The sequence below is a fragment of the Paenibacillus sp. SORGH_AS_0306 genome, assembly GCF_030819345.1.
In the GTDB taxonomy this organism is placed as follows: Bacteria; Bacillota; Bacilli; order Paenibacillales; family Paenibacillaceae; genus Saccharibacillus; species Saccharibacillus kyungheensis.
Genome location: NZ_JAUTBP010000001.1, coordinates 2,307,499 through 2,334,105 on the forward strand (window position 1 = coordinate 2,307,499; position 26,607 = coordinate 2,334,105).

Here is a 26,607-nt window from a genome sequence, read left to right on the forward strand (position 1 = left end):
CCCTTCTTGGTGTAAAAGGTTTATTTTATATGATTCTTTCTATTGAGAAGTAAATGCTTCTGATGCGTTGTTTTTGTAAATAGTACTTTCGCTATTAGTAGAATTACTTGTATCTGTTGATGACTGTTCGTTGTTAGAAGTATTATTATCATTATTAGGATTGCTAGTATTCGAACTTACACCACTTGATTGATTATATGATTGTCGTGTAGATATAGCTGATTCGGCTGCGGATTGAGCAGACTGAGCAATATTGAGTCGTTGTTCATCAGATAACGCTTTGAGATCTAATTCTAATTGCTTGCGTACATTATCTAACAGATAACGCTCTGCTGTTCCTACAATATTAGGATCTGCTTTCATTAAATTAAGTACTTCTGCATTTGAAGGATATGTCGGTATAGCTTCTTTTTGTAATTGTGGTTCTACATAACTAACTGCATACAGTGAAGCTTTGTGTAGTAAAGCATCAACGGTTGCACTGGACAATGCTAACATTTCATCTTCTTTTAACGTAGTCCAGATGGTTGGATAATCCAGATTGTTTAATTTCTTTTTGGTTAATACAATATAATCTTGTCCGGTTGGAAATTGAATTCTGATATCAACAGTATCTCCTTTTTTGATATCTGTAGGCATTAAGATAGTATTGAGCTCACGGTTACGCATATCATCTGTTGTCGGTTGTTCTTCATAGATCATCGAAGTGGTAATCGGCATATTACGAGTCAAATTAATTTTGGTTGTTTTACCTACCAGCTCATTAACAGTTGGTAATAAATGATCAGGTAAAGATTGCTTTGGTAAATAGATACCGACCAGGTCTTTTTTAGTGATCTCTTTGCCTGCGGTTACTTCTTGTGCCGGTACAAATACGGTGACACGCTCTGTACCTTCTTCTAATGTGCGTATCTGTTGTTCATATCGCGCTCTCAGTTCATTCTGATTATGCTTGAATTGAGTACTAGAGTAGATGACATATCCTGCAAAGCAAAGACCGATCACTCCTGCTCCACATAAACCCGCATAAATTAAATGCTTGGTGCGTTGTCTGATTTTAGACAATGTTATAATCTCCTTCATTTTCGTTTTTTAACGTAGACTAAAACGAAACTTTTTTCTTTTGATAGGTGCTGGAATAATACTATTAAAAACACTTTGAAGCGCTGTATCCATCTGTGGATGTTGATCAAAAGGATCAGGTTGCCACGGTAACGCATATACTTGCTGAGTCTCTAATTCTTTGCTTATCCGCTGCGTCACTTCTGATGTAGCTAAAGGCAAACAATACTGCCATTTACTTTGAGGGTGACGTTGCAATTGTTCAGCAAATTTCAAAATATCTTGATACCGCCATTCTGCTCCTGAACCTACAACGATCGGAATATCTGCTCTCAAAAACTCTTCTAAGCGTTCATTGTCTTTGTAACATCCCAAATCAAGTACAAGAAAGCGATAACTTCCACCTAGCAGATTCACCACTTCAGCCCGTGCTGACTCTCGCCAGTAATCTACATGCTGGATTTGAAATTTACGTTCAAGATGGTGTGAGCTTCCTCCTGCAACCGATTGAATTCGTGCAAATGTTCCAGGTATACCATTCATTTCAGCTAAAGCTACGCCACCACCTTGCCTTGCCAGATAATGTGCAATCGCTATAGCCGTATGTGTCGTGCCTGTTCCTGATGCTGTACCAATCACTGCTACTACTATTGTGGCTTGCTGTACATGAACAGAACTGGAAAGTGAATTGGGATATATTATAGGTGATGTATTTTCTTGAACAGCTCTACGTAATGCTTCACGAGCTTCAGTAGCATTTTGAAACCGATCTACCGGACGATGTTGTAACATTTTGCGTAATACAGGAATCATGCCACGCGGAAGATCACTTCGGATAAATTTCTCCATACCAGGCATCCATTCGCTATAATGACCTCCTGTAGACAAATAAAGAAGTAATGCTCCTAACCCGTATAGATCTGAACGATTATCTGTCTGCCCACCGCCATACTGTTCTGGAGCTGCAAAGCCGACTGTGCCCAATTTGACCGTATCTTCTGTTTCTTGTGGCTTAAAATTACGTGCAATTCCAAAATCAATTAATCTCATATCTTGCATAGGTGTAACCATTACATTGGAAGGCTTCATATCTCGAAAAACGATAGGTGGCTCTCGATCATGCAAATATTCTAATACTTCGCACAATTGATCTGCACAGCGCATAATAAACGATGCTGTAATCATTTCCGGATACTTTTTAAATTGCTGATCTAATGTAATACCTTCAATGTAATCCATAACTAAGTATGTAAATCCTTCATTATCAGGCTCAAAAAAATCTACGATTCTTGGTAAAGAAGGATGACTAAGTGTAATTAACATCTGAGCTTCATCTGCAACATTTACAAATTGTGAAGGAGCAGATACGCTTTCTTTAATCGCCCATGATCTTCCGGGTAATTTCAAATCATGAGCCAGATAGACATGGCTCATACCGCCACTCCCTAACTTTTGCTCAATCTGATAGCGATCTCCTAATACCATTCCATAGGTTAATTTGGATGAATGAATCATATATATACCTCCTTGATCGCAGTTTTTTATTGAGCTTTGTGGTCTCTATACCAAAAAATGCAACAAAAAAGGGAAAGCTTCCGCCACACTGAAAATAACCCTCTTGAGGATTAATTTTTTCAGTGGACGGGATGCTTTCCCTGTCCGTTGCATTTCAATTTGAATTTATTATAAATGATAAAGTCGGGATTTGTAAAGAGTTTTTATAAGACTATTTTCCTACATAGTTCAATATGATCATTTTTGAGCAACGTAAGCATCACGATTGCGTTGCACTTGTTTCACATGCAATTCTAAATGAGACACACAGATTTTCTCTGCAATCGTACGTGCAGTCAGTGTTCCATCTTCTGTATGCTCACCTGTACGTTCCCAATCTTCATCACGAATCTGTTCCAAAACAGGTGCAAAAGCCCTACGCATCGCGATCAATGCTTGCAGATGATGTTCCATATTAAGCGAACTATATTTTAGATTTTGCGCCCATAAATCTTGATCAAATGCTCTGATGACAGGATTTTCTTCAGCTAAGACTGATTTCAATCGATATTGAAGCATAATTTCTACGTCAAACAAATGAACAACAATTTCATGAATACTCCATGCTTCTGGTGCTGGTTTAAAGTCAATTTCTGCTTCAGGAATCGCGCGAATCTGTTCTACAAAATGCTCCATATCCGGTAAATAACGATAAATTGCGTTTTGCATAAGTACACATCCTTCTCCACATTGATCTTTGTTTGGGGTCTAGCCAATTATTTTAAGCTATTACATTATCAGTATTTGACCATATAAAGCGTAATCTCATCGCGATTATGGAATAGTTGCTTCGCACGTTGAACTTGCATACGAGCATCTTCAAATGTACTGATGACTTCTTTAATTAAAGCCAGCGGCTTTTTGTTCATTAATTTGACGGTTACAATAACGGTTCCACCTGGAACAACAGCATCAAGCATGCCGATCACAAGTTTGGCTGTTAATTTAGGGCTCCAACTCATATCGCATACCAGTAGATCAAATTCATTCGGTTTGAATTTGACATCGGCTGCATTTTTTTTCACTACTTTAAGATTAGGAATATTTTGCAGAGAAGGATCCATTTTGGCTGGGTCTACTGCTGTAACTTGTAGCCCTTTATCCAGTAAAAACGAAGTCCAACCTCCAGGAGCTGCTCCTACATCAACGGCAGAACGAAAAGCGGTAAAGTCGATTCCAAATACACGTTCTGCTTCAAGTAATTTGAATTTGGCACGTGAAATTTGTCCTTCTTCTCGTTGAAAACGTACAGCTCCGCCATTCCAATCGGATAGGTTATCAGTTGGCACTGAAATACCTGCATACAGTCGCTCTGCTGTCCAAAATACAGATACCACTTTATCTGCATCCTGCACTGTAAAATCAGACTGCAAGCCCATTAGACGTTCTTCCAGCAGATGACGCAGTTCAGAAGCATTTTCTTCTGGTGTAGCATCTGCTGTTTTGCGAATATGCACTGCTAGTTTGATATCTTTCAATTCATCGCGTTTCAATAATAAATGGGCTAATGCATCAAATGGATGTTGTTCAGAACCAATTTGATCCAGTACCAGATCATAATGAACCGGTTGAATATGACGTAAGAACATAGGTGGTTCTGCTAATAAGCGTTGTACGACTTGCTCTGTAGCCACAGGTAACGTTAATAAAAGGACTTCAGCAGGAACAAGAACAGAACTTTTAACAGCTCCAAATGCTCTTTTTAATTCTTCCTGTGCATAAGGAGCAAAGCCATGATTCGCTGTTCCGATCCAGCGAGAATCACTTTGTTGCTCTTGTGTATTGTTTTCTTGGTCATTCATGAGTTAATGTTCAGCCTCCAATAATTTATGCAATTGCACTACGGATATGTTCAAGTATACGCGGAACAGATTCCATGCGGTATAAAAAACGTGGAGTTTTTTCTCTCCACGCTTCAAATACGATCAGACACGGTATGCTGCTAATTTCGTAAGCTTGTACAAACGTAGGTGCAAAATTAACATTTAATGCATATACCGTATGTTCTGGTAAAAGTGGCAACGTGATTTCCAGCATCCGTCGTCCCATTTTACAAGTACCACAAAGTGGTGTGTACGCATATATCGCAATTGCTTGTCCTGATGTAGTTGCCATCTCTAGTGCTTGCTGTTCTGTTAGTTCTTCAATCATTGCACTCACCCTTGTCCTTTAGAAGACTGGTTAGCAATATCGTTTAGAACTTCAGCAGGCATAGCACCATCATGCAAAATGACATGTTCAGGTTTTGCTTGATATAACAGTTCATACATCCGTTTGCGACCAGACAAGCTTGACGTATGCAGATAAATCTCGTTTGCAAATAGACCTTCATGCACCATTGCTTTGACTACATCGGTGCCATCCATTTGCCCAAAACCAAGCTCATGATCAAGCGAAAGAATATTGACTTCACTTTCTCTCAGCATCATCAGACATTCTTCACCATCTCTAGCTAGAGCAAAACCTTTGGGGCAAGGACGATAATCATCCAAATAAAGATTGATCATAAAGATTGCCTCCTCGGTTCATATGAATTGATATTACTTTTCAAATTGTGTAGCTGGACAATAATAGGCTTTTTTGCCAGACACTTCGGTTTTGACAATCAAATCTTTCGCAGAACGTACAGAAGGTTCACCTTCACGCTCATATACACGACGCAGCGCATGGAATCCACCTGTTAAGGAATCTGTTACTGTTAGCGGTTGCCCTACCAAATGTCCACCCGTCTGAATAGCTTCTTCCAATACATTTTGCATAGCAAAGTACAAGCGAGATAATGCTTCTTCATCCAATTCTTGTACTTTAGCAGAAGGCAATAGACCTGCTGTAAAAGCTATCTCATCTGCATAGTAACTTCCAATACCTGCGACTAGATTCTGGTTCGTTAGCGCTGTTTTGAGCGAACTACGACGACCTTTGTATAATTTGATAAATAGCTCTTCTGTTAATTTGCGATCTGTAGCTTCTAATCCCAGTTCGTTCAACTTCGCTCCTGCTTCTTTGGCAGTATAGACGTAGAACATTCCTTGACGAGCACCTGTAAAGTAAAGCGAGTTATGATCTTCAAATTGAATTTCAACATCTGCTACACGATCAGCATTCTCTTTGGTTTTGCCATAAAATAAAGAACCACCTGCTGCAATGCTTAACAGCAAACGTTGTCCATTGTTCGTATGCATATTTAAATATTTACCGCGACGCTCAATAAAAGCAATGCGTTCGCCTACGATTTGACGATTTACTTGCTCGGATTCCAAGTTAACTGCTTTGGCACGTTTTACCTCAATTTGAGTAATTGGCACATTTAAAATGTAATTGCTTAATTGCACTTTATAATTTTCTAATTCTGGCAATTCTGGCATAAGAATTCTTCCTCTCTCTATATCAATTAATGGGATGATGAATACAATCCAAGAGCCGAGCTTACTTCGGCAAGATCTTGACATATGATATCTGCTTTGACCCCTGCTTTGGCTTCATGTGTAGACATATTATCTGTTGTTGTAATACCGCTTAATACCAGCACTGTCACACAACCGGCAGAAGCCCCAGCAGCAATATCAGTCAATAGATTATCGCCTACTACAATAGCATCCTTTGCAGGTAACCCTAAGCGTTCTAATGCATATTCCATCAAAATGGCTGATGGTTTGCCAATCACAACAGGTTCTATCCCTGTTGCAGCAACAATAGAAGCACCAATCGTACCTGCTCCTGGCAACAAACCATCATGTGAAGGAAGCTGAAGGTCGGGATTGGTTAGAACAAATGTAGCCCCACCTGCAATCAGGCGCAATGCCTTTGTCAGCTTTTCATATGTAAATTGACGATCGATCCCTTGCAGGACATAATCGGGCTGTTCCTCTGTTAATTGTAACCACCTGTGTTCTGTTACCGCTTGCTTCAATCCTTCTTCTCCGATGACATATACACTCGACGCAGGCGATTGCTGTGCAATATAATAAGCGGCTGCCATTGCAGAAGTGCATACTTGTTCAGCAGTAGCAGGAATACCTAAATGAGTCAGATGATCTGCCACTCCTTGCGGTGTACGAGAAGAGTTATTTGTAACAAATAAATAAGGAATCTGCTTGGACTGTAAATCTTGAATCCAAACACTGGCTCCTTCAATAACGGTATCGCCATGATACAATGTACCGTCCAGATCAATCAGTAATCCTTTACGATTTGTTGTCATATAGACACCCTTTCTATCACTCACAATCTTCATTGTAAAAAAAGTTGCGGCATAAGGCAAACGGTATCCTTATATCGCCGCAACCAAAATGCTTTAAACCGACTTCGAAGTGATCGGAAATAAAACATGTTCTTCTGCCAATAACGTATTTTCAAATATACTTTTGGCTTCAAGCAACAATGGTTCAAGCTGTTCACGATCTTTATAACGGGAACTAAAATGAGTCAAGATCAATTCTTGTACATTCGCGTCTTTAGCCGCATGAGCTGCTTGTAAAGTCGTACTGTGATAATAATTGTGAGCGGTCTCTTCCATATCTTGCAAAAACGTAGCTTCATGCACCAGCACATCAGCATCTTGCGCTAATACACCTACATTTGGACAAGGTCTTGTATCTCCCAAAATTGTAATGATTTTTCCTTTTTTCGGCTTGCCTACGACCTGATGAGAATGTAATGTTTGCCCATCTTCTAATTTGATACTGCCTCCATTTTTTAATTTTCCATATAGAGGGCCTGGCTTAATGCCATGATGTTTCAGTACTTCAAAATTCAATTGTCCGGGACGATCTTTTTCAATAATACGATATCCGTAACTATCGATACGGTGTTCTAATAACGCTGATTCTACACGAAACATATCGTCTTCAAAAACGACGCCACCTTCGTGTTCAACGATATTCAGTTCATATTCAATACGTGATTGACTGAGTTCTAGAGAAGTTCGAATATACCGTTCTAATCCGACAGGGCCATATACCGTAAGCGGTGTGACTCCTCCTTGATAAGCACGACTCGATAATAGCCCGGGTAGACCAAATAAATGATCTCCATGCAAATGAGTAATAAAAATCTTTTCTAATTTACTTAATTTGAGCAAAGAACGTAACACTTGATGCTGTGTACCTTCTCCACAATCAAATAACCATAATGCGCGGCGTTCTTCATACATTCGTAATCCAATAGAGGTCACATTACGCTGAAGTGTAGGAACGCCTGCATTGGTTCCCAAAAAGTACAATTCCATCTCTCTCTACCTTCTTTCTGTATTCGCCAGGTTCCGTAACAAAAATCCCCCGATTTATCGGAGGATTCTGCAATGATGATACATAATGCAATACAATCTATAGTTATGCTTTATCTACATTAAAATAACGAGCTTGCGGATGACTAAATACCATAGCTGATACTGAAGCTTCCGGTTCCATCATAAATCCTTCGGTTAATTCGACACCGATATCTTCAGGCTTTAACAAAGCAAACAAAGGGCCTTGATCTTCTAAATCAGGGCAAGCTGGATAACCAAATGATACTCGAATCCCTTGATAACGTGCTCCTAAGCGCTGTTTCATCGTCATCGTCGCCGGATCAGAGAATCCCCAACTATCACGCATCATATGATGAACACGTTCTGCAAGCCCTTCTGCGGTCTCTAATGCGACTGCTTGAAGAACATGGGAGCGCAGATAATCACCTTTGTCTTTCCACTCTGAAGCCAGTGCACTAATTCCCTGACCAGCAGTAACTACCATAAAGCCTACATAATCCATCATACCACTTTCTACAGACTTCAAAAAGTCAGCTAGACAGAGATAAGGCTCGACTTGTTGGCGCGGGAATGTAAATGTATGCAAAATTCGGCTATGATCTGTTGGATCATATACAATCACATCGTTCCCATTCGATTGAGCCGGGAAAAAGCGATACATCCCATGCGCTTGAATAATATGCTCTGTTAATGCTTTTTGCAATATTTCATCTACAACTGATTTGAGCTGTACTGCTTTCGGATCTTGCTTCGCTAACAATTGCTCTACCGATCCTTTAAGTCCTAGATGATGTCCAAGAAGCATCTGCATATTCACATACGGTAAAATATGACTAAGCGGATAATTACGCAATACATGGCGATCCAGATCAGGCGGAAGATAGATCGGCATATTCGGATCAATATCCGATTTAACCGCGCGAGTGAGCACAGGTAATGGTGCTACTTCTACCGCTACCGCTGTATCGATCTCATTTTCAGCCGCCACTTCTGCTTCAATAATCGCTCGCTTTTCAGGATTCATAAGACGGTTGGCAATATCGAGACCATCCATAGCGTCTTTGGCGTATAATACCAAACCTTCATATTCCGGTCGTATCCGGTTTTTGGTGAATTTGCGTGTTAACGCTGCTCCGCCTACCATAATAGGAATAGCGATTCCTGCACTACGTAAATCTTGCGCGGTTGTAATCATTTGCTGAGCAGATTTAACCAAAAGACCGGATAGACCTATCGCATCTGCTTTTTCATTGCGATACGCTTCGATAATACGTTCAGGTGGGACTTTGATCCCTAGATTGATAATTTTATAACCATTATTGGATAAAATGATTTCGACGAGATTTTTACCGATATCATGTACATCGCCTTTGACAGTTGCCAGTAAAATCTTACCTTTCACAGACGATTCATTTTTCTCCATAAATTGTTCCAGATAAGCAACAGATGCTTTCATAACCTCGGCACTTTGCAATACTTCAGCTACGATTAGCTCATTATTATTGAATAGTCGTCCTACTTCTTCCATCCCTGCCATCAGCGGACCATTGATGACTTCGAGGGACGAGTATTTTTGCAATGCTTTTTCCAAATCAGGCAGTAAACCTTCTTTGGTTCCTTCTACCACATAAGAAGCAAGCCGTTCTTCTAATGTAAGATTAGAATCTTGCACTTTCTTTTCTACTTTTTTATTACGAAAAGCAGCTACAAATTCAGCTAATGTAGCATCATTGGTATTATAAAGTAATTCTTCTGCTAAATGACGCTCATGTTCAGGAATAGACGCATACCGTTCTAATTTCTCGGTATTGACGATCGCGTAATCCAGACCTGCTTTGGTGCATTCGTACAAAAATACAGAGTTCAACACTTCACGTCCTGCTTCAGGTAAACCAAACGATATATTACTGATCCCCAAAATTGTATGACAACCTGGAACTTGTTCCTTAATTAAGCGAATACCTTCTATCGTTTCTTTGGCAGAACCAATATACTGCTCATCTCCTGTACCGACAGGAAATACAAGTGGATCGAAAATTAAATCTTCTGTTTGAAGTCCGTATTTGTTCACTAACAATTGTTGCGAACGCTTAGCGACTTCTAACTTATCTTGCGCTGTTATCGCCTGTCCTCGTTCATCAATCGTCCCTACAACTACAGCTGCACCGTATTTATGGATAAGCGGGGTCACATCTTCAAACTTTTCTTCCCCATCTTCAAGGTTAATTGAGTTAATAATTGCTTTCCCTTGCGAATAACGAAGAGCGATATCAATAACAGCTACATCTGTCGTATCGATCATTAATGGAGCTTTAACTTTTTTGACGACTAAATCTAAAAATTTCTCCATATCATACGTTTCATCACGATCGGGATCTTGTACACATACATCGATGACTTGTGCACCATTTTTTACTTGAGCACGAGCGATCTCAGATGCTTCTTCATATTTGCCTTCTACAATCAATCGCTTAAATTTACGTGAACCGAGAACATTGGTACGTTCTCCTACCATATAAGGACGATTGTCTTGCTCAATATAAACAGGTTCTATCCCTGACAAAGCAGGTGGATGTGTACCTATCATCGCACGAGGTGGATATTGAGATAATAATTCATCCATAACACGAATATGATCCGGTGTTGTTCCGCAACAGCCTCCTGCTATATTCAGCCAACCTTGCTCAGCAAAAGCCGCCATTTTGCGTCCTAACGATTCTGGAGATTCATGATAATTCCCATTTTCATCAGGTAAGCCTGCATTGGGATAACAGCTAACCGCCGCTCCTGCCATTTCAGACAATGAACGAATATGATCACGCATAAATTCTGGTCCGGTCGCGCAATTCAAGCCTACTGAAATCGGGTTCAAATGTTCTAATGAAATATAAAAAGACTCTATATTTTGTCCGGCAAGCGTTGTACCCATCGGCTCGATCGTACCGGATATCATCAAAGGTAGCTCTATTCCTGTCTGCTTAAACGCATTACGGATACCGATACTACCTGCTTTCACGTTCAGTGTATCTTGCGAGGTTTCTAATAGAAGTACATCAGAGCCGCCTTCTATCAAAGCTACTGCCTGTTCCTGATAACTCTCTACCAGTTCATCGAAAGTGACTCCGCCTGTAACAGACAATGTCTTGGTTGTAGGTCCCATAGCGCCTACAACATAACGTGGACGTTCAGCTGTACTATATTTATCAACAGCTGCTCGGGCAAGCTTAACGGCTGCTAGATTTAATTCACGTGCTTGATCTTGAATATCGTATTCAGCCAGTACTACTGAGGTGGCACCAAATGTATTCGTTTCTATCAAATCTGCACCAGCAGCTAAATATTGCTCATGAATTTCTTGAATAACATCTGGACGTGTTAGAACCAGTATTTCATTACAACCGTCTAGATCATCACTGCCAAAATCGTCTGCCGTTAAATCTCTTTGTTGAATCATCGTCCCCATAGCGCCATCCAAAATCAGAATACGCTGTTCAAGTCTTTCTTGTAGGTCAGGCTTATTCATCTATTCGATCCTCCCCGCAAAACGTTAGGCTTTAGTTTAACAGAAACCTTTTAACTAGAAAAGAATCTTATTTGTGATGTATAAGTGTATTATACTTGTAATTATAAAAGTGAAGATTTTTTATTTAAACTATAAGATGAAGTTTGAATGAAAGTATCGACAAAAAACGCTTTTTCTTTTATAATACAACATAAAAACATTGAAAGAAGGGTAATCCGATGGCTGAAATCAGAATTAGAAATACCAATGAACGAATTGCTGGAGATGACAAGGTTCTGGAGTTTTTGAACAAACATGAGGTTGTATATGAAAAATGGGATGCTTCCAAATTGGCTCCTGAATTGCAAGATAACTTCACACTGACAGATGAGCAAAAACAAGCGGTTTTAGATACGTACGAAGCAGAAATCAAAGACCTTTCAGCACGTCGTGGTTACCGTACATGGGACGTGATCACTTTATCTGAATCTACACCTGATCTGGAAGCTAAATTAGCTAAATTTGAAGAAATTCATACCCATACCGAAGATGAGATTCGTGCGATTGTATCAGGTAATGGTATTTTTATTATCAAAAGCCCTGAGCATGGATACTTTGATGTTGAATTAGAACCAGGTGATGTTATCTCTGTACCTGAGAATACACCTCACTTCTTTACACTGGTTGAAAATCGTAAAATTGTAGCTGTTCGTTTGTTTGTAGAAACAGACGGTTGGATCGCTGTTCCTTTCGAAGACAACTCTTTCCAAAAAGCTTAATGATAGAAATAACAAAATCCCTTACCGATCTACTCGGGCAAGGGATTTTTTGTTATGTTTTTAGCTATATGGCTAAGAACTCATTTGGTGAAAATATAGTTTATGATACCAACTGAGCCGTAATCTGATGAATATCGGTTAAACGTGTAATTTCGTAGTCTGGCTTAATCTCACTATCGTTGACTTTACCATTACGGTTCACCCATACCGACTTGATTCCTGCTGCTAATGCACCTTTGATATCTGTAGTCAGTTTGTCTCCGATCATCAACGCTTGCTCTGGCTTCACATCCAATAATTCAAGTGCATGTGCAAAAATCTCTGCATTAGGCTTACCTTTACCAAATGCACCGGATACAACGATCTGATCAAAATAAGGAGCTAACTTGGGTACACCGTCTAACTTCTCTTGTTGTAACGCCGGACAACCATTGGTAAGCAACAATAGCTTGACCTTACCTTGTAATTCATCCAAAATCTGAAATGTCTCTTCATAGATATGCGGACGATTACGTCGTTCTTGTACGAATCGATCAGACAGTTGGAGTGCTAAAGCTTCATCTTCGATCCCCATTGCACTTAGACCTTTACGCCACGATTCTTTGCGATATGTCGGTGCAATCTTTTGCAATTGACGGAATTCAGGTTGTTCGCCTGCGGAAAATTGAGCCCACAAACCTTCAAACGGATTAATTCCAATCCATTGTGTAAAAGGAAAAGTCTCATAGGATTCATACAGTGCTCTCGCTTCTCGGCGTACTGCTTCTTCCAAAGCTATAGGATCAACACCTGTCGCTTGCTCAGCCACAAGACATGTCTCTGCAAAAGCTTCTTCTATACTGCGTTCATCCCATAATAACGTATCATCTAGATCAAACAAAACCGCTTCAATACTCACTGCCTGTACCTCCTCAACGATCATCATGACTTTAATTATGATAATAGATATTTAGATTAGATAGCATATATAACGATCGATCTCCAAAAAGCTTAAGCTTTTTCTTGAATCGAAATTTTGTGTTGTGCAGCAAATGTGCGTAAATGCTCGCTCATTGCATCTGTATCATAACGGTTTAATGTGCGTGAGAATACCCAGCTTCCACCTTTAGAGCTATGTTCAATCACTACATATCCTTTTTGAAGGCGAATACTTTTTACTTGAGAAGAAGAGATCAGACGATCACGATTAAATTTGGTAGTGATCAATGAATCTCTGCCAATTTTCAAGTACGGTTTGCGGAAATAAAGCATTACGCCAAGTAAAATGTACAAAGCTACGGTAACGATAAAGATTACGCTAAAACCATCAGCTGTTGGATACATAATACCCATCACTGCATAAATAATTCCCAATATAATTAGAGCAGCTGGAAAAACAATGTTTCTTCCTTTATACGCTGTATATTCGGAAATACTGGTTTTGCCACCGATAGAAGATTGACCTTGCTTTCTACGTGCAGCATTAACTTGCTTTGAATTGCGTCGAACTTGCCTTTCCCAGGAACGGGACATACTTTGTTTCCCCCTAATAGATAATGTAAGCCTTACAACAAAAGCAGAAGACTTCGTTCTATCTTATCATGCCAGAACAAGCCCTAAATTTCCATAGCAAAATAGGATGCTCTCTGTAATAACAGCTAGAGCACCCTTCAGTTAGTTCACTTCTTTGCATTTATTAAAGCTATTATATGATTCTAGTGATGACTATTTTTTGATGTTATTCGATTGTTCTACATCATCTACAATTTCAATCGTATCTAGTTGTTGACGGAAATTACTGCGAATATTATTTAAATAAATAGCACGTAACTCGTCACGCTCTACAGTTTCTTCGGCTGTAAGACCTGAACTTTTTTTCTTACGAGCTAATTCATTAATACGTGCAATGAGTGTATCGATATCCATAACTAACCTCCATGTAAGTAATCATCTTGTGACCATCACTAACTTTGACATGTAAAAAAAAGCTTGTCAAGATCAACATATCTTAACAAACTTTCATCCCACTTAATGAATATATGTGCTTATCTAGTGATATCATTTATACAATAAATATATTTAGAGAACATGTAAATCAATCGTAAGGAATTACCAGAACATCGCCTGCTTGAATCTCACTTGTAGTCAATTGATTCTCACTACGAATCTCAGCGATATAGTCACGTGTATCTGTCTGGGCTGATTTGTATTCACTAGCGATACTCCAAAGACTATCCCCTGAATGAACAACAACTTTTTGTGCAGGGCCTTCTACTTTGTCTGCTACTACAAAGTTATGAATCACTCCGCCGTATAATAATACACCTGCAAACACAAAACATACCATTAAACGTCCGCCAGACTTCCACTTCACTTTTTGAGCTGTGCTTTGAATAAGATGTAGCGTTTTTTGACGTAATGTTTTTTTGCCTTTAGGTTGAGCTGGCTTACGTATCTTTTGCACATTCGGCAAATATGTCCACTCATCCACCACTACATCTTTGTCCGCTCGTGTGGCATGAATAGCTGCTTGCTGGGATTGTTTCTCCGAATAACTTGTTGATGTATGATGTATATCTGATCCAGATGTATCAATCTGTTGTTCACCATCTTCAGATTGATTGTGGATGCTACGATATGTAGTATATTTTAACATTGTCATCACGCTCCAAACATTTGTTCTTGTTTTCTTAAATTCACTATAACACGAACATATGTTTTACTCAATAGTTTTTTACGAACCTTCGTTCGTGTTTTTTATTGCACCTTTTAGACTATAGATTATGCCTCTTATACGATGAATAGACTACAAAAAGTAATGAATAACAAAATAAATATACAAATTTTAGAACTTATGTTTGTACGAACGGTAGTTCTATGTTATAATTTTGCCAAACGTTACTAGCATTGGGGTTGATAAGGTATGTCAAAAGTTTCAAGTCGCCAACAGGCCATTTTGGAATTTATCCGAAATGAAGTCAAACTTAAAGGTTACCCGCCATCTGTACGTGAAATTGGTGAAGCTGTAGGTCTTGCTTCTAGTTCTACTGTACATGGTCATCTGGATCGTTTGGAGAAAAAAGGACTGATTCGACGCGACCCGACCAAACCTCGTGCCATCGAGTTGTTGGGTCAAGAAGAGTCTGAAAGTAATATTCTTTTCGCTCAAACGGTATCTCGTGTTCCTATTATTGGAAAAGTAACCGCCGGTGTTCCGATTACAGCTACAGAACATATTGAAGACTACTTCCCTCTACCACAGAATTTTACAGGTGAAGGACAAGTATTTATGCTTTCTGTAGTTGGAGACAGTATGATTGAAGCAGGAATCTATAATGGTGACTACGTAATTGTACGTCAACAACAGACCGCTGATAATGGCGATATTGTTGTAGCCATGACAGAAGACGATGAAGCAACTGTCAAAACGTTCTACAAAGAAAAAGATCATATTCGTCTACAACCTGAAAATCCAATGTATCAGCCACTTCGTCTGACACATGTTACGATTTTGGGTAAAGTTGTAGGATTGTTCCGTAACTTGCACTAAATCACTACTGTACGTTGCAGTTCATAGAAGATAGAAAAAGACCGCTACTTTCTAGTAGCGGTCTTTTTCTTATTTATATGAGAATAATTTAATTTATTTAGATTCAGCACAATGTAATTATTGTACATATCTCCACAATGCAGTTTTAATTACATGTTCGGCTTCTACTTCACTAAAAGCAACTTCAATCTCTTCTTTGCCTTGTAAAACTTTGTACATCCATACAGGATGCTCTGTTGGATTCAAGTACAATAATTCTACCGCAAGTTTAGGTTTTCCAGAATCATGAGAGCATTTGTATTTGAGATCAGCCTCTCCATAATAATGTTCACTTACATTTTTTTTAACTACAGTTATAGTAATGACAACGAGAGCAATTGTAATAATCAGTTGATTTTCATCTTTCTGAATACTGCAATCTTCTTTAAAATGTTTTTTGATCTCTTCTAAAATGGTAGAAAATTTCATCCATAAATTTTCACAATATTCTAAAAAATGCTCATGAATTTTTAAAGAATATGAAAAAGCTTTTGCGTTCTCTGCTTTCTCTTCCTGTGCACGTATTACCGCAGATTCAATCCAACTCATAATTGCTACCTCCTTTAACTGTAATGACTGAACATATTGAGTACCCAAATTGCAACGTCTTTACCTAACCCTCTACTACTTATTGGATGCCTTTTATACAAGCTGAATACGGTACTTTTTGTTGATATACTCTTAATTTTTTATTTGATTTCTAACGTCACTCCTCTTATTCATTATATGATTTCTTCATCATAACCTAATAATAGGAAATTGATACCTTTTAATGCCAAATAATTACTAAATATCTTATATTTTTTAATAGTAAGCTACATTTATCCAAATAGCTTTGTATCCATTAGTTTGGCAAGTAATGCTTTGAAATCTTTACTTTCTGCTTTTTCAGCCAATTGGGCTTCAAGTGTATTGAACTTTTCAGCTAGAAAATAAGCATTTAAAAATACACCTAGATGGTCTTTAGCCACTGCTTCGGCATTATCTTTATCTGATGAATAACTTGAAATGACAGTATAGGCAAATTTCTCAGGATCTATTCTCATTTTTGATTTCATCAGGCACTCTCCTTGTCAGTGTTGATTATGCTTGGTTATGCCATACACGCATTTCACCGGATTGTCGGTTAGCCCAGCAATAATAAGGAATAAGTCGTAATGTTGTAGTAGCATACGTGGTAGCTGCTTGAGAAGCATATAATACATCTTCCCACTGCGAAGTAATGATTCTTTTACGTGCCTCTACATGGATCGTACCTATCCCTCCTAGCAACTGTGGATCAAATGTATATTGATAGGTCTGATCTTTATTTAACTGAATTAAATGCAAATGCTCTCCATTATCTACTTCTTCAGCGCAATAAATAAACGGGCCACGTCCTATAGCTACTTTGCCAATATCTGCTCTGACTAGCGGATGTGCTGTATATTGTTTGATCTCCATCGGTAAAATAAACTCGATCTTGTCATTAGACTGCCATACACGATCAATGTGTAGAAATCCGTTAATGTTTTCCGCTTCTATATGCTCCCCATTGACTATCAATGAATAATCATCTGCCCAGTAAGGCAATCGGAGCGCCAATGTAAAAGCAGTTGGTTGGTCTGTCTGTGTCACAATCGAAACATGACCTTCCCACGGTAGATTCGTTGTTTGTTCAAGCTGTACTTTGCGATGATCTATCTCTAATGTTGCTGTGCTTGTAATAAATAGATTGGTATATATCGCTTTTTGCTCTGATTGAACCGTATACATATATTTATGAAGTGAAGTTAATAATCTTGCTAGATTCGGTGGACAGCAAGCACAACCGAACCATTCGGGGCGTGTAAATTTCACATGACTTTTTCCTGGATCTTTACGGCTGTTCTCTGGACGTACTTCTAACGGATTCACATAGAAAAAATGTTTGCCATCCAGTGCCATACCGCCAATAGCTGTATTATATAATGCTCGCTCTAACACATCGGCATATTCAGAACGTGCTTCATTTTTGAGCATATTAAAAGCAAAGAAAATCAATCCGATCGAAGCACATGTCTCACAGTACATCGTATCATTAGGCAAATCGTAATCCAGTGTAAATGCTTCTCCGTCTACTGTTGATCCTATACCGCCAGTAATATACATACGTTTGGTAATCATATTTTTCCAAAGGCGTCGGCAAGCTTCTAACATCGCGGTATCGCCTGCTAATAAAGCAACATCTGCCATAGCTGCACACATATAGACAAGTCTAACAGCATGCCCTTCTGCGGTCTGTTGTTCCAAAATCGGTTGATGGGCTTGATAATACTCTAGTGGACGATGACTCATGCCTGCTATAACTGGCTTGGTTCCTGCGTCTTCTGTCTGTTGTCTGGCGAAAAAGGTAGTATCGGTTCCTCGCTCATACAGAAAATAGCGACTCAGATTCAGATAACGTTGTTCTTTTGTCAGTGAATATAATTTGGTCAACGCCAGCTCTATTTCTTCATGACCGTCGTATCCTTGAATCTGATGTTCTCCTTTGCCAAAAGAAGCATCTATACAATCCGCTAATCGGCAAGCAATCTGGAGCGCTTTTTCATTACGAGTCGATTCATAATAAGCAACTGCTGCTTCGATAAAATGACCTGCACAATACAATTCGTGACTTTCAGCCAACTTCTTGAATCTGCGCTCTGGTTCTTCAATAGAGAAGTACGTATTGAGATAACCATCTTCTTCTTGCGCTAGAGCAATAAGATCAATCACTCCGTCAGCCAATTCTTGTAATTCAGTATCCGCATGAATAGATAATGAGTAAGCCACCGCTTCCAGCCATTTGTATACATCACTGTCCTGAAATACCCAACCATAGTGATTACCTTGCTTCAATCCAGCAGCAATCTTGAAGTTTTCGATAGCATGACTTTTTTCAGACGGAATACTGTTATCATTTCTTTCTTTTTCGATCGTAATATCAGCATTATCATTCAATACATTCCATTGATAAGGAATCATTTCTGTACGGACAAGCTCCCGATAATGAGACCAGAATTGATCTGTAATTGTAAGTGATTGTAAATGTAATGACATCGTATGTCTCTCCTCCTATGGTAGATACTCTATGATCGTCTATAAACCGAATATTTATTTCACTTGCGGTTCAGCATGGTGTTCTTTAATTAACAACTGTCTACGAATATAGCCTTCATTTTTTTCAAAACGTCGATAAAATAACATCGGAATAATTCCTAGTGCAAATACGATAGCAGGTAACCAGATAAACACAAATTGAATACCTGATAATGATTGTGTACTTTGCGCAACATTAGGCACATAACCGAAAGATGACATAAATTGTGTAGGAATAAATCCACCTAATCCTGAACCTGCTTTGATACAAAAAGCACTACCGATTGCTGTTAAAATACCACTTCCACGTAGACCTGACTTCCATTCGCCATAATCGACAGTGTCCGATAACATTGCAAAAGGCATAGAGCAAGCAATACCTGATCCAATACAAGCAATAATCCATCCGACAATCAAAAAGCTGATATGATCTCCTGCAAAAAAGAGTACGATTTGTCCCAAAACAGCTAATACAAAGCCAAAAATCATCGTTGAATATTTGTTAGAAAATTTTACGATAAACGGAATCAATACCATACCAATCACTTGAATGACTGAAATTCCGTTGATCAATGGCACTAACTCTTTATGACCGATATTGTATTCAAAGTAATAAACTAATGTAGAGGTACGAATCGTTAAAGCGATCCAGAATAGTAAATTAGCGATTACTAAAATAATCCAGGGCCAGTTACCTTTCATCGCTTTAAAGCTTGATTTGAATGGAATAGTTTTGATCTTTTCGGTATTGATTTCTTTGAGATCAGCAAAAGCAATCAAAAACATAATGATAGATACTATCCCGAATACACAAAGTGTCCAAAAAAATCCTTTCTGATCATTACCTGCTCCAAAAAAAGCGACTAATGGCAAAGTAAATGTGACTGCTGCAAAATTACCAACATTTCCACCTACCATCCGAAATGAGTTCAACACTACTCGCTCATCGGTATTTCTACTCAAATTTGGCAAAATCGAAGTGATCGGTGTTGAAATTCCGGTATAAGCTATCCCTGCTAAAATATAGGTAACCGCTGCATAAACGACTTTCCATGTCCCATCCAAGTTTGGAGTGGTAAACGTCAATACTGTAAATACTGCAAAAGGAAAACATAGCCACAAAAAATAAGGACGACTTTGACCATACTTGGATCGGGTACGATCGACAATAATCCCCCATAGTGGTGCATCTACTGCATCCACTAATCGTGTTACCAACAATAAAGTACCTGCTACTCCAACCGATAAGCCAAATACATCGGTATAAAAATAAAGCAAGTAAGCACCAATAATGCTGTACAACAAATTGCCACCTGTATCTGTGAGCGCATAACTAATTCTGCGATGAAAAGGAACTTTATCATTCAGAAGAGTGGTTTGAGGCTCTGGCGAAGATTGAGGTGTAGACTCCATAATGTAACCTCCTGATTCAATCAAATAGTGATGATTTCTTTATCTAATAGTAAGCGCTTACGAAAAGAAGATAAACTTAGGATTTCGTAGGAAAGGTTTCTATTTCCGACTCATTGAGATATTTAAAAAATTAATTATTTTCATATAAAATTGTGCTATACTACCTTCAAAGTGCAGGTTATTCGTAATGAATATGACTAAGGTTAACAAATCCGACTTTTCCTATCCAAAACTGACTTTTCGATAAGGAGTGATTACATATGCTGCTCAAACCGATTTCAAAAATAAATATCGAGCGTCCTCTTGCCTATTTTAAATGTGGACAATTTGTAAGTGATGAAGGCTGGCAACACAAAAAAATGAAGCTTGAAAAAGATTACGAAATCATTATTGGCTTAAAAGAAATTGTCTATCTTCAAGTTGGAGAAACACAGTATGAAATTAAGCATGGGGACGTGTTATTGATTAAGCCAGATGTCGAATATTTTGGTTATCAAGCTTCCACAGCAGGAGCTAGCTTTTTTTGGTTACATTTCTTTCCTCGAGATATTACCAAAACAGAATCAGGAGATGAATTTATCAATCATTTGTTTGGTACTATGATTACGGAACAGAAAAATGAGATTAATCCTTATGTATGCTTACCTGACTTCTTTTCATTACCTTATCTCGACAAGCCTATTATCTTGATGAAGCAGATTCTAGATACATCTAACACTTCGTATTACAGCACATATGCTGTCGATTATCTGGTGACTGAACTTATGATCGAATTAACAGATAAGTATCTACAACCTCTTATTCATAATGAACTATTGCACAAAGAATACAATCAGAAGTTTATGCAAATTTTAGAATGGATTCGGGTGAATATTTATCATGATCTTACCGTACAGAAAGTAGCAGATACGTTCTGCTTTAATGCCGATCATTTAACCCGTTTATTCAAAAAAAATCTAGGTATGAGCACTATTCGTTATATTAATACACTCAAGCTCAGTCTGGTCAAAGAATTATTATGCACAACGAATTCTTCGATCAAAGAAATTGCTTATGAACTACATTTTCGAGATGAGAAGTATATGATGAAGTTATTTAAAAATTACGTTGGGATGACACCTACCCAGTTCCGTGATACGTATACAAATACGTATATCAATACAGTGACTGTAGATCCTGATATTCCTATACCTAAGCATCTTCTTACTGAATAGATAAACAATCACAACAATAAGAATTCACACCAAAAACCTTGCTCTCCTATTCTGTTATCGAATAGGGTGAACAAGGTTTTTGTATGTTGTAATAAAATTATTTCACTTCAATATAATCAAGTTCTGCATAGCTAGTACCTTTTTTAAATACGATCGTATTTTCTCCCTGCTTCAATGTTACAGGAACCGTCATGATTTGGCGTGTACCTACATTTGGTAAATTCGCAATCCAACCTCCTGTTTTTGGATACGTAATAACAGTAGATGCTTGATTGTTTACCGATAGATTGTGAGTCGAGTTTCCTGTTGTTCCATTACCATAACCGATCTCCATATTATACGTTTTACTTGCTGGAGCATAGACTGAGAACGATACAGAACTATCTGGATTATCTATTTTGCCTACAAATTGACGATTAGAAGCAAATGAACTTCTGGATACTGTCGCATCATTAATTTTAGCATCTTCGGCTTCTACTCTTACTTTGAAATCACCTACAGGTTGTAATTGGATATAATCAAGCTCTGCATAACCTGTTTTTCCTTTGTTGAATTTCAAAGTATTACTACCTGCTTTTAAAGAAACTGAAGTCTGAAGCGTATTGCTATTTCCTTGAGATAACCAACCATCTGTTGTCGGATATTGAATAGTTGTAGATGCTTGATTATTGACACTTAATTCTTGTGTAGATTGAGCGTTTGTACCATTCGCATATCCAATCTTCAGATTATAATTACCAGCTACAGGAGCATTTACTGTAAATTGAACAGAACTATCTTGATTGTCTATCGTACCAACATATTTCCGATTAGAAGCATTCGGGTTGTTAAAAATGTTAGCTGAAACAATAGTTGCATTTTCTGCTTCATAACGACTGATCGATGATTGCTTGCCCGGAGTAATCACCAATCGATAAGCAGAAGATTCTTTTAACTGACTAAGCGGAACAGAAATCTGTCCATTTTCAATCGTAAAATCACCTTCAAATTCATTAGTAGGTTGACTTACTGCGGTATCTACTCCATACCATGGTGTGCTTTCTACTTTGACATGAGCATTACCTGAGAAATACGGTAATGAAGCGAATCCTTTAACGACTATATTTCGATTGCCATTTCCTCCGCCTACGATCACATCTGCTTGTTGTTTGGCATTATTTACACTAGCAATACCATCTAGATCCAAAGCCGTTGGATTAGCAGGTGTAGTCATCGCCATCTGACCGGACATATCACCATACCATTTGTATAACCACCATGCCCCATTAGCTGCTCCTTTGTCTGTCACAAGGTTGCTTAGACGACCTGGACGGAACCAAAATGCAATATTCGCTGTATCCACATCAGAACGTTCAAATTGAGCGATATACCGCGTCATATTGCCTGGAACTGCTTGTTCCGATACGACTCCATATTCGTTAATACTGATCGGTACATGCTTGATCCCTAGCTCCGTTTCCAAAGCACGATAAGCTTTCATATGATTCGAAATGTACTGCGGTGCAGGGCCATCTAAATATTCACCTTCCGGCGCTCCTAGTTCGTGCCACGATATAATATCGGGTAATACATTATTATCTCTTGCATACGTCAAAAAGTTTCTCAGCCAGCTTTCGTTATAATGAGTAATACTTGGTCCTATGATTTTGGTGTTTTTATCTTTAGCTTTGACTCGCAAATATGTTTTTTTCCAACCTTCGTTAAATGAACCTGCTGCTCCGGTATTCCATGTACCATCGGGTTCATTCCACAATTCATAGCCGTATATATTTGTAGCACCTGACTTCAATCTTGCATCTACAATACTATCTACTTTTTGATACCAATCGTCCCAACCTACCCATTGATACGGGAAATTCGGATAAATATCTGGCATCCGTATCGTCACTTGCGCTCCATTCCGTTCAGCGATCGGTGCTACTTTGAGTGCATCGCCAATAGGTGTTGTTTCACCATTAGGCAATTGACCACCATTTGGAGCCATTTGTGTAAACATTTTCGGCTTGGTCGGAGCGATTAGATTGTCTGCGGGTCTACCTTCTTCGGCTAATCCATACAATGAACCAGAAGCTACATGAGTAACCGGTCGATATTGGTTAGCTAGATCTACTGTAAATGTCGCTGGCACTGCTGCTGTAGCGGGTGCAGGTGTAATAGGAAAAACAGTCAGTAAAAGTGCCCCACTTAATAAAACCGCTAACTTTTTCAATTCTCATCACCTTTTCTCATCATATTTTGAAACTAATTCTGCAAAATAGAACGCTTTCAAAATACGGTGGCCACCGTCGGTATCGATTAGATCAAGTTATAACTTACACTATAAGGTTATTGGTTTTCCATTTCTGAGTAAACTCCAAAAAACGTAGGAAGAGTGTAAATTACCGACTTATTGGATAGGATGTGGCGATATGTAAGTGATGTGGGGAATGGATATCAGAAAATAATTTGTACTTTTTCATATTATAAACTTGGCTTTTGCACATGCTTGATCAATTTAAGAGATCTACTTATATGATCACTCAGAGAATTACCGTTTTATTCTCCTATCTACTTTAATTGTTATCGTTTATTATAAGTAATATATTGGATACTATTACAGGTAGGAGAATTGATATGAAATTTGTTGTTATTTTGTTATTTGTATTTACATTATGCGGTTGTTCTTCACTCTCAAATACAGGACAACAAAATGAAGATGATTTTAGCAAAAATATGAATTCTGGAAAATCAGCTATGAAAAATGAATACTATCGTGCTGCCCTTCATTATTTTAGATTAGCCAAGATTGATAAACCAAATGATAAAGATTTAGAAGTTTTACTTAACATGGCGAATGAGAATATAAAAAAAGAATTAAACAATATGAAGATGCCAGAACCAGATCATACTATGTATGATTTAACTGATAATTCTACATTTTTAGAGAAAGAGCGAGCAAAATTACATGAATATTCTATTAGGGATCAAGGAATAGATACTAATGGAGATACATTTGAAGATATAGTTACACAAAAAGAGTTATCTACTTCTGCTCCTGATCAAGTTGATTATGAACAAGTTTTTATCGATTGGAGAAAAAACTATCATCAATAAAAAGAACTCCTGACCATTACGGGCGGGAGTCCTTTTACTTTATTAAGTCTATTAGACTTTAGATCAATAAATATTTTGTGGGCATTGATTAAAATATGCGCCATAAATGATATAGCTTCCCACAAAATAAAACCCTCAATGCTAGTAGCATCAAGGGTTTAGAGGTATTAATACATGGTCAAGTATTGGTCACGTTCCCATTGGTGAACTTGAGTCCGATACATATCCCACTCAATTTCTTTCAATTCATAGAAATGAGCAAGAGCATGTTCGCCAAGTGCAGAGACAACGATCTCGTCACGCAATAATTCGTGCAATGCTTCTTTCAAGTCGCCTGGAAGACTAGGAATACCTTCGTCAATACGCTCGTCTTCAGACATCACATAGATATTACGATCTACTGGTTTTGGCAAGTTCAACTTACGCTCGATACCATCAAGGCCTGCTTTTAACATTACCGCTAATACAAGGTACGGGTTAGCAGTTGGATCTGGATTACGAACTTCGATACGTGTACTCAGACCACGAGAAGCCGGGATACGGATCATCGGACTACGGTTACTTGCAGACCAAGCTACATAGCAAGGTGCTTCATAACCCGGTACAAGACGTTTGTAAGAGTTCACAGTAGGATTCGTGATAGCAGCCATTGAACGAGCATGCTTCAGAATACCTGCCATATAATAACGTGCTGTTTGGCTTAGACCCAACTCATCACTTTCTTCATAAAAAGCATTCACATCGCCCTGGAACAACGATTGGTGACAGTGCATACCTGATCCATTCATACCAAATAAAGGCTTAGGCATAAATGTAGCATGGAGTCCATGTTGACGAGCGATCGTTTTAACTACTAATTTAAACGTTTGAATTTGATCTGCTGCTTGAAGCGCATTGGTATATTTGAAATCGATCTCATGTTGCCCTGGAGCCACTTCATGATGAGACGCTTCAACTTCAAAGCCCATTTCTTCAAGTGTAATTACGATCTCACGACGACAGTTTTCACCTAGATCCATAGGAGCCAAGTCAAAATATCCACCCTGATCATTCAATTCGTCTGTAGGGTTACCATTTGCATCAGTACGGAACAAGAAGAATTCAGGCTCTGGTCCTACATTCATTGCTGTAAATCCTAGTGCTTCTGCTTCCTTTAGATTGCGCTTCAAAATACCGCGCGGATCTCCTGCGAATGGTGTACCATCTGGCATGTAAACATCACAAATCAGACGTGCTACACGATTCTCTGTTACCCAAGGGAAAATAACCCAAGTGTCTAGATCAGGATACAGATACATATCTGATTCTTCAATACGTACATAACCTTCGATTGAAGAACCATCAAACATCATTTTGTTATCCAATGCTTTTTCCAATTGACTTACTGGAATTTCCACGTTTTTGATTGTGCCCATCAAATCGGTGAATTGCAGACGGATAAATCGTACATTTTCCTCTTTCGCTATGCGCGAAATGTCTTCTCTTGTATAACTTTTGTAACTCACGCTACCCTCTCCTCTTTACGCTATTTATTTTTTGTTAAAGAATCGGGATAATTCCCCTTGGATAAGCGATACTTGTCCCGGGCGTTTGCCTGTGACAAGCTGCTGCTTAAGCATACGATGAAGTTGGGAATCTGACAATTCCCTACGACGTTCTTCTGTATCTGCTGTGATCACAGTAGCTTCTTCCGATTCTTTCGATACCGGATTCATCACTTGCTTGATACCAGCGATATTTACACCTTTTTCAATCAAAGCTTTAATTTCAAGTAAACGTTCTACATCATTAAAAGAAAATAAACGCTGATTACCTGACGTGCGTGCAGGTACGATCAAATTATGCTGTTCATAATAGCGAATCTGTCTTGCAGACAAATCCGTCAATTTCATAACAATCCCTATAGGGAACAGCGCCATATTTCTCCGAATTTCATCACCCATATATTCATCAACCTTCCACTAATCTATTCACTATTCTGTTACCTATTGTACATATCCTGATATAAAGCGTCAATAACATGTTAACTTAACTTACAATAATTTTATAAAACACTAACATACTCATGATAATAG

Annotated in this window: 25 protein-coding genes; 4 read left to right on the forward strand and 21 right to left on the reverse strand. The window is 38.5% G+C overall.

The window, feature by feature from the left end; genetic code table 11:
- Positions 1-39 precede the first annotated feature (39 nt).
- From QE450_RS09925 to metH, 10 genes are all read right to left on the reverse strand, one after another.
- Positions 40-1,065, reverse strand: a complete 1,026-nt coding sequence (locus tag QE450_RS09925) for an SAF domain-containing protein (RefSeq protein ID WP_307298966.1) — start codon at positions 1,063-1,065, stop codon at positions 40-42.
- Between the two features lie 27 nt (positions 1,066-1,092).
- The gene (locus tag QE450_RS09930; protein ID WP_307298968.1) at positions 1,093-2,577 is read right to left on the reverse strand and encodes a serine/threonine protein kinase; all 1,485 of its coding nucleotides are present in this window, start codon (positions 2,575-2,577) and stop codon (positions 1,093-1,095) included.
- A gap of 237 nt (positions 2,578-2,814) precedes the next feature.
- Positions 2,815-3,285, reverse strand: coding sequence for a DinB family protein (locus QE450_RS09935; RefSeq protein ID WP_307298970.1), 471 nt, complete (start codon positions 3,283-3,285; stop codon positions 2,815-2,817).
- A 68-nt stretch (positions 3,286-3,353) separates the two neighbouring features.
- On the reverse strand, positions 3,354-4,418 hold the full coding sequence (locus tag QE450_RS09940; RefSeq protein WP_307298973.1) for an SAM-dependent methyltransferase: 1,065 nt from the start codon (positions 4,416-4,418) through the stop codon (positions 3,354-3,356).
- A gap of 25 nt (positions 4,419-4,443) precedes the next feature.
- Complete coding sequence (locus QE450_RS09945; protein ID WP_273612651.1) at positions 4,444-4,767, reverse strand: thioredoxin family protein; 324 nt, start codon at positions 4,765-4,767, stop codon at positions 4,444-4,446.
- A 5-nt stretch (positions 4,768-4,772) separates the two neighbouring features.
- Positions 4,773-5,123: a cyclic-phosphate processing receiver domain-containing protein gene (locus QE450_RS09950; RefSeq protein ID WP_307298977.1), complete on the reverse strand. Its 351-nt coding sequence runs from the start codon at positions 5,121-5,123 to the stop codon at positions 4,773-4,775.
- Positions 5,124-5,156: 33 nt separating this feature from the next.
- Entirely contained in the window at positions 5,157-5,981 is an 825-nt protein-coding gene (locus QE450_RS09955; protein ID WP_307298979.1) for an Fpg/Nei family DNA glycosylase, read from the reverse strand.
- A 26-nt stretch (positions 5,982-6,007) separates the two neighbouring features.
- Complete coding sequence (locus tag QE450_RS09960) at positions 6,008-6,817, reverse strand: TIGR01457 family HAD-type hydrolase (RefSeq protein ID WP_307298982.1); 810 nt, start codon at positions 6,815-6,817, stop codon at positions 6,008-6,010.
- Positions 6,818-6,910: 93 nt separating this feature from the next.
- Positions 6,911-7,843 (reverse strand): ribonuclease Z, encoded by a 933-nt coding sequence (gene rnz, locus QE450_RS09965; RefSeq protein ID WP_307298984.1) that lies wholly within the window; start codon positions 7,841-7,843, stop codon positions 6,911-6,913.
- A 103-nt stretch (positions 7,844-7,946) separates the two neighbouring features.
- On the reverse strand, positions 7,947-11,387 hold the full coding sequence (metH, locus tag QE450_RS09970; RefSeq protein ID WP_301262058.1) for a methionine synthase: 3,441 nt from the start codon (positions 11,385-11,387) through the stop codon (positions 7,947-7,949).
- Positions 11,388-11,605: 218 nt separating this feature from the next.
- Here metH and QE450_RS09975 point away from each other — a divergent pair, with 218 nt between their 5' ends.
- A complete protein-coding gene (locus QE450_RS09975) occupies positions 11,606-12,145 on the forward strand; it encodes a cupin domain-containing protein (RefSeq protein WP_273612657.1) in 540 nt (179 codons plus the stop codon).
- Positions 12,146-12,245: 100 nt separating this feature from the next.
- Here QE450_RS09975 and QE450_RS09980 read toward each other — a convergent pair whose 3' ends face one another.
- The 4 genes from QE450_RS09980 to yneA all read right to left on the reverse strand — a co-directional run bounded on the left by QE450_RS09980 (position 12,246) and on the right by yneA (position 14,780).
- Positions 12,246-13,043 (reverse strand): HAD family hydrolase, encoded by a 798-nt coding sequence (locus QE450_RS09980; protein ID WP_307298987.1) that lies wholly within the window; start codon positions 13,041-13,043, stop codon positions 12,246-12,248.
- 92 nt (positions 13,044-13,135) lie between these two features.
- Positions 13,136-13,657, reverse strand: a complete 522-nt coding sequence (locus QE450_RS09985) for a methyltransferase (protein ID WP_273612659.1) — start codon at positions 13,655-13,657, stop codon at positions 13,136-13,138.
- A 192-nt stretch (positions 13,658-13,849) separates the two neighbouring features.
- Positions 13,850-14,050: a DUF896 domain-containing protein gene (locus QE450_RS09990; RefSeq protein WP_307298991.1), complete on the reverse strand. Its 201-nt coding sequence runs from the start codon at positions 14,048-14,050 to the stop codon at positions 13,850-13,852.
- 169 nt (positions 14,051-14,219) lie between these two features.
- Positions 14,220-14,780 carry a cell division suppressor protein YneA gene (gene yneA, locus QE450_RS09995; protein ID WP_273612661.1) on the reverse strand — a complete coding sequence of 187 codons (561 nt, stop codon included), beginning with the start codon at positions 14,778-14,780 and terminating at the stop codon, positions 14,220-14,222.
- Between the two features lie 267 nt (positions 14,781-15,047).
- Between yneA and lexA the strand changes: the two genes are divergently transcribed.
- Positions 15,048-15,674: a transcriptional repressor LexA gene (lexA, locus tag QE450_RS10000; RefSeq protein WP_069325997.1), complete on the forward strand. Its 627-nt coding sequence runs from the start codon at positions 15,048-15,050 to the stop codon at positions 15,672-15,674.
- Between the two features lie 117 nt (positions 15,675-15,791).
- Here lexA and QE450_RS10005 read toward each other — a convergent pair whose 3' ends face one another.
- The 4 genes from QE450_RS10005 to QE450_RS10020 form a co-directional block, all read right to left on the reverse strand.
- Positions 15,792-16,262 carry a hypothetical protein gene (locus tag QE450_RS10005; protein ID WP_307298996.1) on the reverse strand — a complete coding sequence of 157 codons (471 nt, stop codon included), beginning with the start codon at positions 16,260-16,262 and terminating at the stop codon, positions 15,792-15,794.
- 272 nt (positions 16,263-16,534) lie between these two features.
- Positions 16,535-16,771 carry a hypothetical protein gene (locus QE450_RS10010; protein WP_273612663.1) on the reverse strand — a complete coding sequence of 79 codons (237 nt, stop codon included), beginning with the start codon at positions 16,769-16,771 and terminating at the stop codon, positions 16,535-16,537.
- A 25-nt stretch (positions 16,772-16,796) separates the two neighbouring features.
- Positions 16,797-18,773, reverse strand: coding sequence for a glycoside hydrolase family 127 protein (locus QE450_RS10015; protein ID WP_307299000.1), 1,977 nt, complete (start codon positions 18,771-18,773; stop codon positions 16,797-16,799).
- A 54-nt stretch (positions 18,774-18,827) separates the two neighbouring features.
- Positions 18,828-20,225: a glycoside-pentoside-hexuronide (GPH):cation symporter gene (locus tag QE450_RS10020; protein ID WP_273612665.1), complete on the reverse strand. Its 1,398-nt coding sequence runs from the start codon at positions 20,223-20,225 to the stop codon at positions 18,828-18,830.
- Between the two features lie 260 nt (positions 20,226-20,485).
- On the opposite strand from QE450_RS10020, the gene QE450_RS10025 reads away from it, so the two are divergent.
- The gene (locus QE450_RS10025) at positions 20,486-21,439 is read left to right on the forward strand and encodes an AraC family transcriptional regulator (RefSeq protein WP_273612666.1); all 954 of its coding nucleotides are present in this window, start codon (positions 20,486-20,488) and stop codon (positions 21,437-21,439) included.
- A gap of 97 nt (positions 21,440-21,536) precedes the next feature.
- Here the strand turns inward: QE450_RS10025 and QE450_RS10030 are convergent, their stop codons facing one another.
- Positions 21,537-23,648 (reverse strand): CBM35 domain-containing protein, encoded by a 2,112-nt coding sequence (locus QE450_RS10030; protein ID WP_307299003.1) that lies wholly within the window; start codon positions 23,646-23,648, stop codon positions 21,537-21,539.
- A gap of 404 nt (positions 23,649-24,052) precedes the next feature.
- On the opposite strand from QE450_RS10030, the gene QE450_RS10035 reads away from it, so the two are divergent.
- Entirely contained in the window at positions 24,053-24,532 is a 480-nt protein-coding gene (locus tag QE450_RS10035) for a hypothetical protein (protein ID WP_307299006.1), read from the forward strand.
- 167 nt (positions 24,533-24,699) lie between these two features.
- On the opposite strand, the gene glnA is transcribed toward QE450_RS10035, so the two are convergent.
- Positions 24,700-26,037, reverse strand: a complete 1,338-nt coding sequence (gene glnA / locus QE450_RS10040) for a type I glutamate--ammonia ligase (protein WP_273612669.1) — start codon at positions 26,035-26,037, stop codon at positions 24,700-24,702.
- Positions 26,038-26,061: 24 nt separating this feature from the next.
- Entirely contained in the window at positions 26,062-26,475 is a 414-nt protein-coding gene (locus QE450_RS10045; protein ID WP_017812459.1) for a MerR family transcriptional regulator, read from the reverse strand.
- Between the last annotated feature and the right edge of the window lie 132 nt (positions 26,476-26,607).

Coding starts and splice junctions, on each gene's coding strand:
- QE450_RS09975 (WP_273612657.1), top strand. CDS start 11,606: ATGGCTGAAATCAGAATTAGAAATACCAATGAACGAATTGCTGGAGAT.
- lexA (WP_069325997.1), top strand. CDS start 15,048: ATGTCAAAAGTTTCAAGTCGCCAACAGGCCATTTTGGAATTTATCCGA.
- QE450_RS09960 (WP_307298982.1), bottom strand. CDS start 6,817: ATGACAACAAATCGTAAAGGATTACTGATTGATCTGGACGGTACATTG.
- QE450_RS09955 (WP_307298979.1), bottom strand. CDS start 5,981: ATGCCAGAATTGCCAGAATTAGAAAATTATAAAGTGCAATTAAGCAAT.
- QE450_RS09945 (WP_273612651.1), bottom strand. CDS start 4,767: ATGATTGAAGAACTAACAGAACAGCAAGCACTAGAGATGGCAACTACA.
- QE450_RS10035 (WP_307299006.1), top strand. CDS start 24,053: ATGAAATTTGTTGTTATTTTGTTATTTGTATTTACATTATGCGGTTGT.
- QE450_RS09985 (WP_273612659.1), bottom strand. CDS start 13,657: ATGTCCCGTTCCTGGGAAAGGCAAGTTCGACGCAATTCAAAGCAAGTT.
- QE450_RS09990 (WP_307298991.1), bottom strand. CDS start 14,050: ATGGATATCGATACACTCATTGCACGTATTAATGAATTAGCTCGTAAG.
- rnz (WP_307298984.1), bottom strand. CDS start 7,843: ATGGAATTGTACTTTTTGGGAACCAATGCAGGCGTTCCTACACTTCAG.
- QE450_RS09950 (WP_307298977.1), bottom strand. CDS start 5,123: ATGATCAATCTTTATTTGGATGATTATCGTCCTTGCCCCAAAGGTTTT.
- metH (WP_301262058.1), bottom strand. CDS start 11,387: ATGAATAAGCCTGACCTACAAGAAAGACTTGAACAGCGTATTCTGATT.
- QE450_RS10020 (WP_273612665.1), bottom strand. CDS start 20,225: ATGGAGTCTACACCTCAATCTTCGCCAGAGCCTCAAACCACTCTTCTG.
- QE450_RS10025 (WP_273612666.1), top strand. CDS start 20,486: ATGCTGCTCAAACCGATTTCAAAAATAAATATCGAGCGTCCTCTTGCC.
- QE450_RS10015 (WP_307299000.1), bottom strand. CDS start 18,773: ATGTCATTACATTTACAATCACTTACAATTACAGATCAATTCTGGTCT.
- QE450_RS10010 (WP_273612663.1), bottom strand. CDS start 16,771: ATGAAATCAAAAATGAGAATAGATCCTGAGAAATTTGCCTATACTGTC.
- QE450_RS09935 (WP_307298970.1), bottom strand. CDS start 3,285: ATGCAAAACGCAATTTATCGTTATTTACCGGATATGGAGCATTTTGTA.
- QE450_RS10005 (WP_307298996.1), bottom strand. CDS start 16,262: ATGAGTTGGATTGAATCTGCGGTAATACGTGCACAGGAAGAGAAAGCA.
- yneA (WP_273612661.1), bottom strand. CDS start 14,780: ATGTTAAAATATACTACATATCGTAGCATCCACAATCAATCTGAAGAT.
- QE450_RS09930 (WP_307298968.1), bottom strand. CDS start 2,577: ATGATTCATTCATCCAAATTAACCTATGGAATGGTATTAGGAGATCGC.
- QE450_RS09940 (WP_307298973.1), bottom strand. CDS start 4,418: ATGAATGACCAAGAAAACAATACACAAGAGCAACAAAGTGATTCTCGC.
- QE450_RS10045 (WP_017812459.1), bottom strand. CDS start 26,475: ATGGGTGATGAAATTCGGAGAAATATGGCGCTGTTCCCTATAGGGATT.